Origin of the sequence: Legionella geestiana, assembly GCF_004571195.1 — a bacterium.
Classification (GTDB): Bacteria; Pseudomonadota; Gammaproteobacteria; order Legionellales; family Legionellaceae; genus Legionella_B; species Legionella_B geestiana.
The window spans coordinates 49,466-62,326 of the sequence record NZ_CP038271.1 but is presented as its reverse complement, the minus strand read 5'-3'; the positions used below and the strand labels follow the sequence as shown (position 1 = coordinate 62,326).

Genomic DNA, 12,861 nt, shown 5'->3' with positions numbered 1-12,861 from the left:
CGGAGAAACATCCATGCAGCGACAAAGCGGTTTTTCGTTAATAGAAATTATGGTGGTGGTCGTTATTCTTGGCATTCTCGCCTCCATTGTGGTGCCCAAAATTATCAGCCGACCGGATGAGGCTCGCGTGGTCAAGGCACGCCAGGATGTGCTTGCGATTCAAAATGCACTCGACCTCTACAAGCTTGATAATGGCTTTTACCCCTCAACCGACCAGGGACTTCAGGCGCTCGTGGAAAAACCCACAACAAATCCTGAGCCCCGCGACTGGAAGCAATACCTTAAATCCCTTCCCAAAGACCCATGGGGACATGAGTATCTGTATATGAATCCGGGCGAACACGGTGACGTCGATATCTTCACCCTTGGCGCCGATGGTCAGCCAGGCGGTACGGGAACAAACGCGGATATCGGAAACTGGGATGCGTCCTCCTGAGCGAGGCTTTACCCTCATTGAAATCCTTGTGGTGGTGCTGATTCTTGGCATCACCTTAGGCTTTGCTGTACTCTCTTTTGGTGATTTTGGCGCGGCACGCAGGGTTGTCATGCAGGCAGAGCAGTTTGCCAATGCCCTTCGTCTCGTTGAACAGCGTGCCATTCTTGAAACCCGCACCCTCGGTGTGCGCCTCAATAACCGTGCCTGGCAGGTGCTGACTTTCGACCCCGTTAAAGGCTGGCAGCCAGGACCTCGCAATAACTTTTTCAGGGAGCATATTTTCAGCGGCAACACGCTTGTTTCAGTGCAAAAAGCCTTAAATGCCGAGCCGTCAAAACCGCGTATTATTTTTTTGCCAACCGGCAATATTACGCCCTTTCTCATCAACTTTGGTCTGGCAGAACAACCCCCCATTGCAAGCGTTGAAGGCAAGGCGAACGGCACCATTTTGCTGCATGCCATCAGGGGAGGCGCATGAAATCACGTGGATTTACCCTGATTGAAGTACTGCTTGCTCTGGTGATTATTGCCATTGCCTTTACCGCCCTCATTAAGGCGACAGGCACGGATATCGCGGGAACCCGCAAGATACGTGACAGAACCATCGCGCACCTGACCGCCATGCAGGGTGTACAGATGATACAGCTTGGACTCGTAAACCCAACTTCAACGGAAGAAATTACCGAATTGACCACCCTTCTTGGTGAACGCTGGTACTGGCGCGTGCAACAAAAACCTACGGATATCAAAACCATGCGCCAGCTCAGTATCCGTACCAGCCAGAACGTGGCAGGCCCTTTTGGGAATGCTCTGTGCGCTTTTCGGCATACTCATGAATAAATCGCATGAAAATGGCTTCACTCTGCTAGAAATTTTAATCGCATTGACGGTTTTTGCGATTCTTGCAACCATCACATCCTCCCTCCTCTTTAACGCGTTTAGTTCGCGAGAGCGCGTGGAGCGACAGGCCAATCGCCTCCTCACGCTGCAAATGGCTTCAACCCTTGTCGGGCGTGATATCCAGCAGATTGCCGAACGTACCATTCGCGGCAATGAAATGCATACGTTTCCGGCACTGATTGGTCGAAACCGTTATCTGGAATTTACCCGTGAAGGACTGCCCAATCCGGAATTTGCCGAACTGCGTTCTACGTTGCAGCGTGTGGCGCTCGTTTGCGAGAACGACCGGCTCATACGCCGGACATGGCCCGTTCTCGATACTCCAAAGCGCGAGGTTTTTGAAGACCGGATTCTGATTGATGGCTTGAGTGCCTGTATTTTCTCCTATCTCGATAAAAGCCGCCAGTTTCTCCCTGAATGGCGCGCCAATCTTGGTGGCGGTAACGGCAATACAGGCGGCACCCTTCCACTCGGGATTAAACTCAAACTGACGCTTTCAGACTGGGGAGAGCTTGAGCTGCTGTTTAGTATACCGGAGACGCTTTATGACAAAATCTGAAGCGCGCGGCAGCGCTCTTCTATCAGCCCTCTTCATCATGACCCTCGTAGCGATTGTGGCAACCGGCATGAGTGTTCGGCTTCAGAGTGACATTGTACGCACGAGCCTCATTATCGATACCGACCGGCTGATGGTTGCCTCCGATGCCGTTCTGTTCTGGGCCATGGATTTGCTGGAAAACCGTAAAGAGCGTTTTCCAGTAGCAGGCTCTGATGGCGTGGTGGCACAGTTTCCAACCCGCCTGAGCGGCCTTTGTCCAGGCATTACTATTGAGGGCAGGCTGATTGATTTACAGGCTCGATTTAACCTTAATAATTTGTTAGATAACAAGTATCGCGCGATATTCTGGCGCCTGCTCACGATTCAGCTGCCAGGCGTTCCCGCCAATACGCGCCAGACTATGGCTCTCGCCCTTATTGACTGGCAAAGCCTCTATGATCCCGAGCGCGGCCTGACAGCCCTTGATAACTATTATCTGAGCCTGAGTCCGCCTTATCAGGCAGCGCACCAGGCATTACACAGTATTTCTGAACTGCGGCTGGTTTCCGGGGTGTCTCAAGCGCTCATACGTACGCTATCGCCTGAAATCAGCGCACTGGCGGGCACATCGCTGCCCATCAATATCAACACCGCATCGGCAAAAATGCTCCAGGCTTTAGGTTTTAAGGAAAACGCTGTCAACGAATTGCTGCAAAAACGTGGCAAAACCGGTATTTCTAAATTACAAACCGTTGAACCCCTGTTTAGAAAAAATAACATTTCCACGGCTCTGATTACGCTTCAAAGCGCGTGGTTCATGAGTGTGGCAAAAGTACGCCTTGGCGACAGAGAAGTGGTTCGCTTTGTGATTTATGAACGCGCGCTCGATAGAAAGCGCGGCGTGACTGCACGTGTGGTATCGGCGGGGTTTAATACGCTTTAAATGGCTTGTAACACGGGAATGGATGCTTGACAAAACATCCGGTCTGCGGCGATATCCGATGCCGGGCTTCGCGATGCTCAGCCAGGCCTACAATATTCGTTTACATCAGTCATATAAAGTAGCCCGGGCTGCTAAGCCCGGGAATGGATGCCTGAGGGTAGATCTGAGTGACGATGCTCCCCATTGCCAGACTTTAAAACAAATCTTCCTGCGTCAAGCCTACCCCCTCAAGCAGTGCACGAAGCGCGCGCAGAGCTTCAACCTGAATTTGACGCACACGCTCGCGTGTCAGACCGATTTCGCGCCCGACATCTTCCAGTGTGGCACGCTCGAAATTGCGCAGCCCAAAGCGTCGGGCAATGACTTCCTGCTGATTTTCCGTCAGCTGATCAAGGAGCATTTCGATATGCCCACGCAAGTCTTCATTTGTCAGTAGTTCCGCAGGATTCAGTGCATTTTCATCGGCAATAGTATCAAGCAGCGATTTGTTTTCATCAAAACCAATCGGCGTATCCACTGAGGCCACCTTGTCGTTAAGGCCGAGAAGTTTTTGCACGTCCTCAATGGGCTTATCAAGCATCTCTGCAATTTCTTCAGCTGAAGGTTCATGATCGAGCTTCTGCGTCAGCTGGCGTGCGGCACGCAGGTACACGTTCAGCTCTTTAACTACATGAATCGGCAAGCGGATGGTGCGTGTCTGATTCATGATGGCGCGTTCGATGGTCTGGCGAATCCACCATGTGGCATAGGTGGAAAAACGAAAGCCACGGTTCGGGTCGAACTTTTCCACAGATTTCATAAGACCCAGGTTGCCTTCTTCGATAAGATCGAGAAGTGGCAGACCACGATTGAGGTAGCGGCGTGAAATTTTAACCACAAGGCGAAGGTTAGATTCAATCATGCGCTTTCTGGCAGCCTCATCACCCTTTAACGCGAGACGCGCAAAATAGACTTCTTCTTCCGCGCTCAAGAGAGGAGAGAAACCTATCTCGCCAAGATAAATCTGCGTCGCATCAAGCGATCGCGCGAAATGCCTGTCGGCAGCACCTGCGGCAAAATGTTCCTCCTCCTCGGGAGTCTCAACCGGGTCTTCCGAGATAATGGGTTCATCGGATTCAGCTTCATCCGTACAGTCAAGCACATCGTCTTCCGGCATTTCATCCACTTCGTCAGCAGAAGGCGCATCCGATCGTTTTGATTCCTTGTCTGCATGCATGATTTACCCATCCATTATGCCCGGCTTTAGGCCGGAGTTCTTATCCACTGGCAGGCAAACGGCGCAGATACCCCAGCGGATTGACCGGCTGACCATAACGCCGGATTTCAAAGTGTACACCCCAGTAACGCCTGTCCATAACACCCATTTCGGCAATTACCTGTCCAGCTTTAATGCTCTGCCCTTCCTTGACCAGATTTCGAGCATTATTGGCATACGCCGTTAAAAACTGGTTGTTGTGACGGATAATAACGAGGTTGCCATAGCCTGCAAGCCCGCTTCCGGCATATGCAACGATCCCGGAAGACGCCGCAACAATCCTGTCACCTTTTTTACCAGCAATATCTATGCCTTTTCTGCCGGCTTCGGGCGCAAATGTTGCAGCGAGGCGACCCTGAGCCGGCCATATCCAGCTGCCTCCACCCATCACGGGCATGCGAGCCACTGGAGTCTGACGTGCAACATTCGAGGGCCGTGCAGGCGCTGGCGTTGAAGGACGTCTTTGCACAGAAGGTCGTGAGACAGGTCTATAAGTTGTCGAGACACCGCGCGGTGCCACACGTGGCACGTTCAAACGCAGCACCTGTCCCGGATGCAGCGCAAAAGGCGGCCTCAAGCCATTAAGACGCGCCAGTGCGTGATAATCCCTCTCATAACGAAACGCAATGGCGTAAAGCGTTTCGCCGCGCCGTACCGTGTGAGTGGTCTGATTAACACTCCACGGACGCCAGGAAAGCTCTTCAACGGGCGCTGGCGCACCGCGCTGCCCACACCCGCTCACAAAGACTGCAAACCCTGTCAGTGCCACATATCGAAGCAGATTCATTCTGTCATACCCATCGAGCAATCACGGCAATAATGACGGCAAGGGCCAGTGTTGCCCAGCCAATCACCTCTATGCGGTGGCGCAGATTATTGTGCAACCGCTCTCCTCCAACATACATCAGACCCGAAACCAGAAAAAACCGCGCGCCCCGGCCAATGATGGAGCCTGCTATAAACGGCAGAAGCGGCATGTGCAGCGCACCTGCGGTAATCGTAAAGAGCTTATAAGGCAAAGGGGTGAAAGCGGCAAGAATGACCACCCATACGCCGCTATTGCTAAACCACTGCGCGGCATACTCATATTTATCACGCATCCAGGAAGCTTTAATCAGTGGCTCTACCCATTCAATGGCAAAATGCCCGATGAGATAACCAAACACCCCCCCCATGACAGAAAAGAGGGTTGCAAGAAACGCATAGCGCAGGGACTGTCTCGGTACCGCCATTCCCATCGTCAGGAGCATCACATCCGGCGGAATGGGAAAAAAAGACGACTCCGCAAACGACACGCCAGCGAGGTACCAGGGTGCATGCCGGTGGCGTGACCAGTCGAGAGTTTTATCATACATCCATGCGAAAATTTTCATGCGCTCAGGTTAATTCCGTCAAGCCAATGGGATAAATGTTCAAAAAGCTTATAATGCGTCATGTCAAGATGGAGCGGTGTAATCGAGACGCAACGCTGATTGATGGCAAAAAAATCCGTACCAGGGCCAGCATCTGCTTCAGAACCGGGTGGCCCCACCCAGTAAATGGGACGCCCGCGCGGGTCATATTCCTTGATAATAGGCTCTGCACCGTGACGTGTACCGAGGCGGGTCACCTGCATGCCGGCAATTTTGTCGAGCGGCAAATCCGGCACATTAACATTCAGGATGGTCTGGGACGGCAATCGGTGTGTGTGCAGTTTCATCACAAGATGGCGGGCAATCGCCGCAGCTGTATCGTAATGCTGAATATTATCGCCCACCATCGAAAACGCGATGGCCGGAAGCCCCAGATAGCGGCCTTCCATGGCAGCCGCTACAGTTCCTGAGTAAAGAATATCATCCCCAAGATTGGCGCCATCGTTAATGCCTGAAACCACCATATCTGCAACCGGGTCGAGAAAACCGGTTAAGCCGAGGTGGACGCAATCGGTCGGCGTGCCCTCAACGCTATAATAGCCATTATCCATCTGGCGTACCCGCAAGGGGCGCGTGAGCGTAAGCGAGTTACTTGCCCCGCTTCGATTTCTGTCGGGCGCGACCACAACTGTCTCGGCGATAGTGGCAAGTTCTGAGGCCAGCGCGCGAATACCAGGCGCTGTCACTCCGTCATCGTTACTGACCAGTATTCTCATGATTGGCCCCCGGGGGAAAGCAGCCAGGCCACAATCGCGAGGCGCGTATTAAGGCTGCGCACGGTATCTTCACGTGCAGGCGATGTGCTCGCAAGCTCTGAAAGGGTATTTTGCAGTGCCTGAATGCTCTGGCCAAACTGTTGCGGATTTCTGCGCAGCTCCATTACCAGCTCCTGCATGTTGCGCGCAAGCGGCAAAAGCGCCTCACAGGATGTACCAGCGGGGCTATGATTTGGACACCCTTCAATAGCGGCCTGGAGTTGCGCAGGATGCTCTGCGTAATACTGATTATCCCGATCCCCCTTGCAGGCAGACAACAGGAGCGTCATCGTTATCAAACACACAATCCGATGCATCAAATGCTTCCCATTCAGCAAAACCCTCATGCTACCATAAATTACTGACTTAACCACCAGTTGTTGACATTTTGCAGGCTTCGGCCAAAATTGGCAAAATACTGATTCTGGAGTTTACAAATGCTCGATTTTAAGGTCGTCCGCGACCCTGTCACCGGTGAACGTTTTATGGAGACGGCTGTCAGTGGCAAGCCACTTTTGACGACTCCTCAACTGAACAAAGGAACCGCGTTTACTGTTGACGAACGTCTGAGCTATGGGTTGCTTGGAAAACTGCCGCACCGGGTTGAAAGTCTTGATGAACAGGTTAAGCGCGCTTACCTGCAATACTCAAGCTACACTACACGTCTGCAGCAGAATATCTACCTTAACAACCTTCACGATACCAATCAGGTGCTTTTTTACAAACTGCTAAGCCGCAACCTCGCGGAAATGCTCCCAACGGTTTATACCCCAATCGTGGGTACTGCCGTCAAACGCTTCAGCCACGAATATCGCCGCCCGCGCGGACTTTATATCGCGCACACGGATAAGAATCATCTGGATGAAATTTTTGCCAACCGCACTAATCCTGATATAGATTTGATTGTGGTTACTGATGGCGAGGGGGTGCTCGGGATTGGCGACCAGGGCATTGGCGGGATGGATATACCCGTTGCAAAGCTGATGGTTTACACCCTCTGCGGTGGTATCGAACCGACCCGTACCCTGCCGATTTTTCTGGACGCCGGCACCAACAACCAGGAGCTTTTGAACGATCCCATGTATCTTGGCTGCCGTCATCCGCGCATCAGCACACCCGATTATGACGCATTTGTAAAAGCCTTTGTCGATGCAGTGCGCCGCCATTTTCCCCGCGCATTTCTTCACTGGGAAGACTTCGGTCGCGGAAATGCCCGCCGCATTCTTGACCAGTATCAGGACACACTCTGCACTTTTAACGATGATATCCAGGGTACTGGCGCAGTTACTCTTGCCGCCCTGCTTGCCGCATGCAAAATCACCGGCATGCCACTCGAACAGCACCGTATAGTTGTTTTCGGTGCAGGCTCTGCCGGAACCGGCATCAGCGACCAGATTGTCGATGCGCTGGTGCGCCAGGGTTTGAGTAAGGAGGAGGCGCACGCGCGATTCTGGCTGATTGACCGCCAGGGACTGCTCGTTGACACCAGCACGGAACTTACTGATGCGCAGCGCCCCTACGCACGCCACTCGGATGACATCAAAGACTGGGCGCTCCAGGGACGTCCGTACCCGACACTCACCGATACCATCCGTCAGGTAAAACCCACCATTCTCATCGGCTGTTCAGCGCAGACGGGTGCATTTTCACAGGACATTATCGAAACCATGAGTGCTCATTGCGAGCGCCCCATCATTTTCCCGCTGTCAAATCCAGATGAAAAATGCGAAGCAAAACCGGCTGATATTCTGACCTGGAGCAATGGTCAGGCGCTCATTGCCACCGGCACCGCTTTTGAGGATGTGGAATACCAAAATCGCCTGATACGCATTGCGCAGTGCAATAACGCGCTGGTGTTCCCGGGCATTGGGCTTGGGATTCTTGCCGTGCATGCGATGCGCCTCACCAAAGAGATGATACTCGTGGCGGCTGAAGCACTGAGCAGTTTTTCCCCGGCGCACAAGGGACCTTTCCTGCCATTGCTGCCCTCTCTCGATGATGCGCCGCAGGTAGCGCGCCATATTGCCTTTGCAGTCGCACAAAAGGCCATTGAGCAGGGGCTTGCTGCAACGCTGCCCGAAGGCGACCTGATGGAAGTCATCAACGGTCTTTTCTGGGAGCCGCACTACCTGCCATTTCGTAAACCCTGACATGAGGCAGGTCCTGTATGGTCCTGTATACATCATCCCTGGGCTTAGCAGCCCAGGTTGCTATCTATGACCGATTTAAATGAATTTTGCAGGCCTGGCTGAGTGCCGCGAAGCCAGGCAAGCATGAAGGATTAAGTTCATTCTCACAGTTACTCTGCATATATCGCGGCACCAACAGGCTGGAAATGAGATTTATTTTTGAACGCTCTGTGTTATTATGTGCGAAAATTTCAATCAGGAGTCTCCTGCATGCCCTCAGAAACCCATGATGAATTTTTTGTAGCCCTCTGTAATTATGATGGCAGGAAAAATTTCGGGGACAATCTGCATTCTTTTATCAGTTTTGGCGTGCGCCATGTGGATGGCAACGTGACCTTGATTGCCGCCTACGGCAAGAGCAACATACTCCCCAGAGCATATTCGAATCCCATTGGTTGGCATGCCGTTGTGCAGAACGAGTATGTAACGCTATCCGAAGACATTCAGGTGCGTTACAAAGCATGGGCCATTACCTGGCAAAACTATCTTGATTTTATCGAGCGCCTGAAAGCCATGCAGCGTTTAAACGACCATCGGCTCAGAAATATTAACCCTGACGAGAGAGAAGATTACCGCTTTAAGCTCTGGGCAACGGTACCAGCATATGATGAAGCAGGCAACGTCAATGGGGTCAGAAAAGCGCTCATTACGCCCACTGAAGAGGCTCAGCTCTCTGAAGACAATCCTGAATACTTTCTAAACCCCCTCACCAATACCTGCCGCCATACTGCCCTGCGCTTCGTGGACATGGCACGTGGGCGTCAAGGGAAACATGGCAATGGCGTCTCGAGCTTTTTCTTCAGCTCTCCACCACTGAGCGCACGCTTCAGCAAAGAGCGTCTCATAATGCCGGTCGGCTTTTTTGTACTGCCGCTACCGCCCGATGCTTTTCATCTTAATGATGAGCAGCGCACCATTGCGAAAGCCCTTTATCGCCGCCTGGATAAAATCATAATGCTTCAGGAAAATAATCCGCTGACACACGATAAATTTAACGGGCTTAAAAGCCTGTATCAAAACATCACGGAAATGCATGAACCCGCTATTGACGATGTAATGAAATCCATTACCGACTGGGAGCATGAAAATAAAGCGCTGATTAATGCCCACCGAAATCCGGGCTGGCATTTATTTGCTACAGCAACGGCGCAAATGTTTGAAGAGCTGCATGCGCGCTTCAGCCCCGAACAAACCTGTTCCTATTCGGCATAATTGCGTTAAGATAATGGCTTTTAGATGCTGTCGCCAGCTTCAGGAGCCAATCATGCCAGATAGACGCAATTTAAACACGCTCTACCCCAAGCTGTCTCCTAACCGTGAACAAATGCTAACAGTCAGCACGCTGCACAGCATTTACGTGGCCAGCTATGGCAACACACTCGGTATTCCGGTTATCACCCTGCATGGCGGGCCAGGCGCCGGTACCACCCCGGATTTTGCGCGTTTTTTTGACCCTAAAATATACCATATTATCGTGACCGATCAGCGCGGTGCCGGAAAATCCACCCCACATGGAGAAATGCGTGAAAACACCACGCAGGATTTGATTGCCGATATGGAAAAAATCCGAACACTCTTTAACATTGATAAATGGGTAGTGTTTGGGGGCTCATGGGGCTCTTCACTGGCGCTTTTGTACGCTGAAGCGCATCCAGGGCGAGTCTCAGGGCTACTCTTGCGCGGCATTTTTCTGGTGCGTGAGGATGATATCAGTGCGTTTGTACGCGATAACAGCCCTGCCGCACTTCTGAAGGCACGTGAGTGGCAGGCGTTTAAAAAAGAGCTTGATGCATTGATTGCGGCAAGCGGCCTGCCCCTTTCGACAGCTGCTGATAAAATATATCACATCGTATATAAACTCCTGCAACATCCCGATACCGCTGTCCAAAAGGCCGCAGCGAGCGCTATTGCACGCTGGGAAAAACGTAATTCCTACCTTGAAGTAGATGCCTCAGAGCTTGAATGGGGGGATTCGCCGGATGGCGTTAACATGGGATTAACGGAAGCCACCTACTTTGAGCATGGCTGTTTTTTGCGTCACAATCAAATTCTTGAAGATATAGAAAAAATTAAAGACATCCCTGTTTACATTGTCCATGGTCTTTATGACATTGTCTGCCCGGGTTATATGGCCGATGAACTTGAAGATGCGCTTTTAGCTGTCAATACCGACCAAAGCCTTGTTGTACGCATGAGCCCGCTTTCGGGCCATTCTCAATGGGAACCAGAAACCACTAAGGCACTGGTAACTGCCGCAAAAGCGCTCGCGAAGCGCTTGCAGGATACCGAACAGGACAAACGGAATGTCGAACGAACTGCTCTGGATTAGTGCGCCTCATCTGCTGGTGGCACTCCTTGCCACCCTCTTTCTCATGGCATTTCATGCCTTAAGCCCCTGGTTTTCGAAAAACCTGCCGGGTTCAGGTGTGGCCTATGGCTCTTTTGCCGGTGGTGTCGCGGTCGCGTATGTGTTTTTGCACATGCTTCCTAATCTTGTGGAATACAATAAACCGGTGGGTGAGTTTTTGTTGGCCGGCAACCGCCTGACACCCTTTGCGGAATTGATGATTTATATCATTTCTTTGTGTGGTTTTATGGTGTATTACGGTTTTGACCTCCTTGCTTTAAAAAGTCGTGAACGCACGGGAGGCGAGAAACAGGTCTACGCGCTGCACCTTGGCATGTTTATGCTGTATAACTTTTTAATTACCTACACAATGTCGCTGCGCGCTGCAACGAGCGTTACCGCCACCATTATTTTCACTGCCGCGATGTCGCTGCACTTCGTGCTGACGGATAGAAAATTCTCGCGCCTCTATCCGGGTTCTTTTCGTAAATCAGGCCGTTTTTTATTGATTGCCGCACTGTTTTCAGGCTGGCTCTGTACGGTCATTTTTGACCCGGTAAATGTTCTCATTGCGGCGTTTATGGTGGCATTTCTTGCGGGCTCAGTCCTTTTGAATGTATTTCGCGAAGAGCTGCCAGCGCCAAGCCTCACCAGTTACTGCTGGTTTACTGGCGGGGCGCTGCTCATTATTGCGATTCTTTTAATGCAAACCTGGGTTGAAAGCAGCGCCATCGGCCTTCCTCATGGAATGGCGGGCAGGTCTTAAAGAGGATTGCGGTTTGGCACAACGCTCTCATGCGAGCTTTGAGACATGGAGGCTTCAGCAGGTTTCATTAGTTGACTAATTGTGTTTTCCACCTCTTTGTTAAAATCTTCTCGCGAAATCTTAGGCTTGTCTGCTTTAAGTGCAACCCAATCTTTAGAAGATGTATTCTGTGATTCACGGTCCAAACTGTTCTTATAGGTATCTGCAAGTTTGTTTATCTCAGAATTTTCATTCTTCAGATTTTCTGTCGGGCGGTTAATCCAGGCAATACCATAAACTCTCGGTGGGCCCGGCTCATAAAACGTTTGAACATTATCAGGGTCAATGTTCAAACCCATTCCCTGCATCATTGCAATCATTTCTTGATTCAGCTTTCCGCGCCACGGTTTGCCTGGGTCAGGATTATTGGCCATCATGTGTTCAAAAACACTCATAAACCCCTGTCGAAAATTCTCATCTGCCGAAACTGCGCGTTTTTTAACTTCTTCTTCGATATAACGCTTACGTTCTGGTATTTGTAAGGGCAAAGGGAATCGCTTTTCGGCTTCCTCACGGATGTTTTTAGCAAGCTCTTCACCGTCATCGCCACCAAATAGATACGCCATCTGGTTAATAACGGAGTCCTCTGCAAACTTATATCCTTCAAGTTCACGGCCAGACGTTGATGAACCAGCTACAACTGGCACACCGGGTTTAGAAGACTCTTGCTTAGAAAGGCTCATTTTATTTGCCCTCTGACTTTGTTTTTGCGCCATTGACCATTATAGCACCAATTTTGAGGGTGTCATCAGTACACCATGCGTCACGACTTCGCTTTCTGCATGGCATCGGTAGCCGTCTGCTGCACCTGCCATATTTCTTCTTCCAGGTCGCTTTTGAGCTTTTTCATCTGTGCCTGAGTGGAATCATTCATGCCCTGCATCTGCTTTTGCAAATCAGACTGTATCTGTTTAAGCTGCGCCTGAAGCTGCTGGTTCAGTTTCTGAATCTGCTGCTGTTGCTGGGTGGAGAGCGCCTGCATCTGCTGCTGGAGCTGCATCAACTGCTGCACAGTCGCAGGCTGAGGCGCGTCTGCGGCATGTGCGGGTGTGAGTGTAAACAGAAAGGCAGCAGCAACACTGGCGCGCAATACGTTCTTGTACATGTTAAGAGTCCCTCGGTAGTTGCTAAACTTACACTCTATGGCGATTTGGCTTTGACTGCAAGCATGCAGCCCACCCCAACGCCTGACCAACATTTATACACAAATCCCTTGATTTGGACACACCCATTCGATATGATGCATGGATACCGTCCAAAAAGTCTTTTATTTTGGACTCG

The 12,861-nt window shown here is 51.2% G+C and carries 16 protein-coding genes; 9 read left to right on the top strand and 7 right to left on the bottom strand.

Going from position 1 to position 12,861, the window contains the following annotated elements:
• The first annotated feature begins 13 nt into the window (after window positions 1–13).
• From lspG to gspK, 5 genes are read left to right on the top strand one after another with little or no spacing between them, the layout of a single operon-like run.
• Window positions 14–436, top strand: a complete 423-nt coding sequence (gene lspG / locus E4T54_RS00285) for a GspG family T2SS major pseudopilin variant LspG (RefSeq protein WP_028387188.1) — start codon at window positions 14–16, stop codon at window positions 434–436.
• Window positions 423–914 carry a type II secretion system minor pseudopilin GspH gene (gene gspH / locus E4T54_RS00280; protein WP_028387187.1) on the top strand — a complete coding sequence of 164 codons (492 nt, stop codon included), beginning with the start codon at window positions 423–425 and terminating at the stop codon, window positions 912–914. Before lspG ends, gspH begins: the two co-directional genes overlap by 14 nt.
• The gene (gene gspI, locus E4T54_RS00275) at window positions 911–1,276 is read left to right on the top strand and encodes a type II secretion system minor pseudopilin GspI (RefSeq protein WP_028387186.1); all 366 of its coding nucleotides are present in this window, start codon (window positions 911–913) and stop codon (window positions 1,274–1,276) included. Before gspH ends, gspI begins: the two co-directional genes overlap by 4 nt.
• Window positions 1,269–1,895, top strand: a complete 627-nt coding sequence (gene lspJ / locus E4T54_RS00270) for a GspJ family T2SS minor pseudopilin variant LspJ (RefSeq protein WP_035903695.1) — start codon at window positions 1,269–1,271, stop codon at window positions 1,893–1,895. Before gspI ends, lspJ begins: the two co-directional genes overlap by 8 nt.
• Window positions 1,882–2,817 (top strand): type II secretion system minor pseudopilin GspK, encoded by a 936-nt coding sequence (gspK, locus tag E4T54_RS00265; protein ID WP_028387184.1) that lies wholly within the window; start codon window positions 1,882–1,884, stop codon window positions 2,815–2,817. The genes lspJ and gspK overlap by 14 nt, the downstream gene beginning before the upstream one ends.
• 193 nt (window positions 2,818–3,010) lie before the next feature.
• Here the strand turns inward: gspK and rpoS are convergent, their stop codons facing one another.
• The 5 genes from rpoS to E4T54_RS00240 are packed head-to-tail and all read right to left on the bottom strand — an operon-like array spanning window position 3,011 to window position 6,556.
• Window positions 3,011–4,033 carry an RNA polymerase sigma factor RpoS gene (gene rpoS / locus E4T54_RS00260; protein ID WP_028387183.1) on the bottom strand — a complete coding sequence of 341 codons (1,023 nt, stop codon included), beginning with the start codon at window positions 4,031–4,033 and terminating at the stop codon, window positions 3,011–3,013.
• Window positions 4,034–4,073: 40 nt separating this feature from the next.
• Complete coding sequence (locus E4T54_RS00255; protein WP_035903653.1) at window positions 4,074–4,859, bottom strand: peptidoglycan DD-metalloendopeptidase family protein; 786 nt, start codon at window positions 4,857–4,859, stop codon at window positions 4,074–4,076.
• Between the two features lie 4 nt (window positions 4,860–4,863).
• A complete protein-coding gene (locus tag E4T54_RS00250) occupies window positions 4,864–5,445 on the bottom strand; it encodes a YqaA family protein (protein ID WP_028387181.1) in 582 nt (193 codons plus the stop codon).
• Window positions 5,442–6,200, bottom strand: coding sequence for a 5'/3'-nucleotidase SurE (gene surE, locus E4T54_RS00245; RefSeq protein WP_028387180.1), 759 nt, complete (start codon window positions 6,198–6,200; stop codon window positions 5,442–5,444). Before surE ends, E4T54_RS00250 begins: the two co-directional genes overlap by 4 nt.
• Window positions 6,197–6,556, bottom strand: coding sequence for a hypothetical protein (locus E4T54_RS00240; protein WP_058386998.1), 360 nt, complete (start codon window positions 6,554–6,556; stop codon window positions 6,197–6,199). Before E4T54_RS00240 ends, surE begins: the two co-directional genes overlap by 4 nt.
• Before the next feature lie 120 nt (window positions 6,557–6,676).
• On the opposite strand from E4T54_RS00240, the gene E4T54_RS00235 reads away from it, so the two are divergent.
• From E4T54_RS00235 to E4T54_RS00220, 4 genes are all read left to right on the top strand, one after another.
• Window positions 6,677–8,389 carry an NAD-dependent malic enzyme gene (locus E4T54_RS00235; RefSeq protein ID WP_028387179.1) on the top strand — a complete coding sequence of 571 codons (1,713 nt, stop codon included), beginning with the start codon at window positions 6,677–6,679 and terminating at the stop codon, window positions 8,387–8,389.
• A gap of 249 nt (window positions 8,390–8,638) precedes the next feature.
• Window positions 8,639–9,640, top strand: coding sequence for a hypothetical protein (locus E4T54_RS00230; RefSeq protein WP_028387178.1), 1,002 nt, complete (start codon window positions 8,639–8,641; stop codon window positions 9,638–9,640).
• A 52-nt stretch (window positions 9,641–9,692) separates the two neighbouring features.
• Window positions 9,693–10,757 carry a prolyl aminopeptidase gene (gene pip, locus E4T54_RS00225; RefSeq protein ID WP_051551030.1) on the top strand — a complete coding sequence of 355 codons (1,065 nt, stop codon included), beginning with the start codon at window positions 9,693–9,695 and terminating at the stop codon, window positions 10,755–10,757.
• Window positions 10,732–11,541 carry a hypothetical protein gene (locus E4T54_RS00220; RefSeq protein ID WP_028387177.1) on the top strand — a complete coding sequence of 270 codons (810 nt, stop codon included), beginning with the start codon at window positions 10,732–10,734 and terminating at the stop codon, window positions 11,539–11,541. Before pip ends, E4T54_RS00220 begins: the two co-directional genes overlap by 26 nt.
• On the opposite strand, the gene E4T54_RS00215 is transcribed toward E4T54_RS00220, so the two are convergent.
• Both E4T54_RS00215 and E4T54_RS00210 read right to left on the bottom strand, forming a co-directional pair.
• Window positions 11,538–12,263 carry a hypothetical protein gene (locus E4T54_RS00215; RefSeq protein WP_058386999.1) on the bottom strand — a complete coding sequence of 242 codons (726 nt, stop codon included), beginning with the start codon at window positions 12,261–12,263 and terminating at the stop codon, window positions 11,538–11,540. The genes E4T54_RS00220 and E4T54_RS00215 overlap by 4 nt on opposite strands.
• A gap of 80 nt (window positions 12,264–12,343) precedes the next feature.
• Window positions 12,344–12,685, bottom strand: a complete 342-nt coding sequence (locus tag E4T54_RS00210; RefSeq protein WP_028387175.1) for a hypothetical protein — start codon at window positions 12,683–12,685, stop codon at window positions 12,344–12,346.
• Window positions 12,686–12,861: the final 176 nt, after the last annotated feature.

Coding starts and splice junctions, on each gene's coding strand:
- E4T54_RS00240 (WP_058386998.1), bottom strand. CDS start 6,556: ATGCATCGGATTGTGTGTTTGATAACGATGACGCTCCTGTTGTCTGCC.
- lspG (WP_028387188.1), top strand. CDS start 14: ATGCAGCGACAAAGCGGTTTTTCGTTAATAGAAATTATGGTGGTGGTC.
- E4T54_RS00230 (WP_028387178.1), top strand. CDS start 8,639: ATGCCCTCAGAAACCCATGATGAATTTTTTGTAGCCCTCTGTAATTAT.
- gspI (WP_028387186.1), top strand. CDS start 911: ATGAAATCACGTGGATTTACCCTGATTGAAGTACTGCTTGCTCTGGTG.
- gspH (WP_028387187.1), top strand. CDS start 423: ATGCGTCCTCCTGAGCGAGGCTTTACCCTCATTGAAATCCTTGTGGTG.
- E4T54_RS00220 (WP_028387177.1), top strand. CDS start 10,732: ATGTCGAACGAACTGCTCTGGATTAGTGCGCCTCATCTGCTGGTGGCA.
- E4T54_RS00210 (WP_028387175.1), bottom strand. CDS start 12,685: ATGTACAAGAACGTATTGCGCGCCAGTGTTGCTGCTGCCTTTCTGTTT.
- E4T54_RS00255 (WP_035903653.1), bottom strand. CDS start 4,859: ATGAATCTGCTTCGATATGTGGCACTGACAGGGTTTGCAGTCTTTGTG.
- pip (WP_051551030.1), top strand. CDS start 9,693: ATGCCAGATAGACGCAATTTAAACACGCTCTACCCCAAGCTGTCTCCT.
- rpoS (WP_028387183.1), bottom strand. CDS start 4,033: ATGCATGCAGACAAGGAATCAAAACGATCGGATGCGCCTTCTGCTGAC.
- E4T54_RS00250 (WP_028387181.1), bottom strand. CDS start 5,445: ATGAAAATTTTCGCATGGATGTATGATAAAACTCTCGACTGGTCACGC.
- lspJ (WP_035903695.1), top strand. CDS start 1,269: ATGAATAAATCGCATGAAAATGGCTTCACTCTGCTAGAAATTTTAATC.
- E4T54_RS00215 (WP_058386999.1), bottom strand. CDS start 12,263: ATGAGCCTTTCTAAGCAAGAGTCTTCTAAACCCGGTGTGCCAGTTGTA.
- gspK (WP_028387184.1), top strand. CDS start 1,882: ATGACAAAATCTGAAGCGCGCGGCAGCGCTCTTCTATCAGCCCTCTTC.
- surE (WP_028387180.1), bottom strand. CDS start 6,200: ATGAGAATACTGGTCAGTAACGATGACGGAGTGACAGCGCCTGGTATT.
- E4T54_RS00235 (WP_028387179.1), top strand. CDS start 6,677: ATGCTCGATTTTAAGGTCGTCCGCGACCCTGTCACCGGTGAACGTTTT.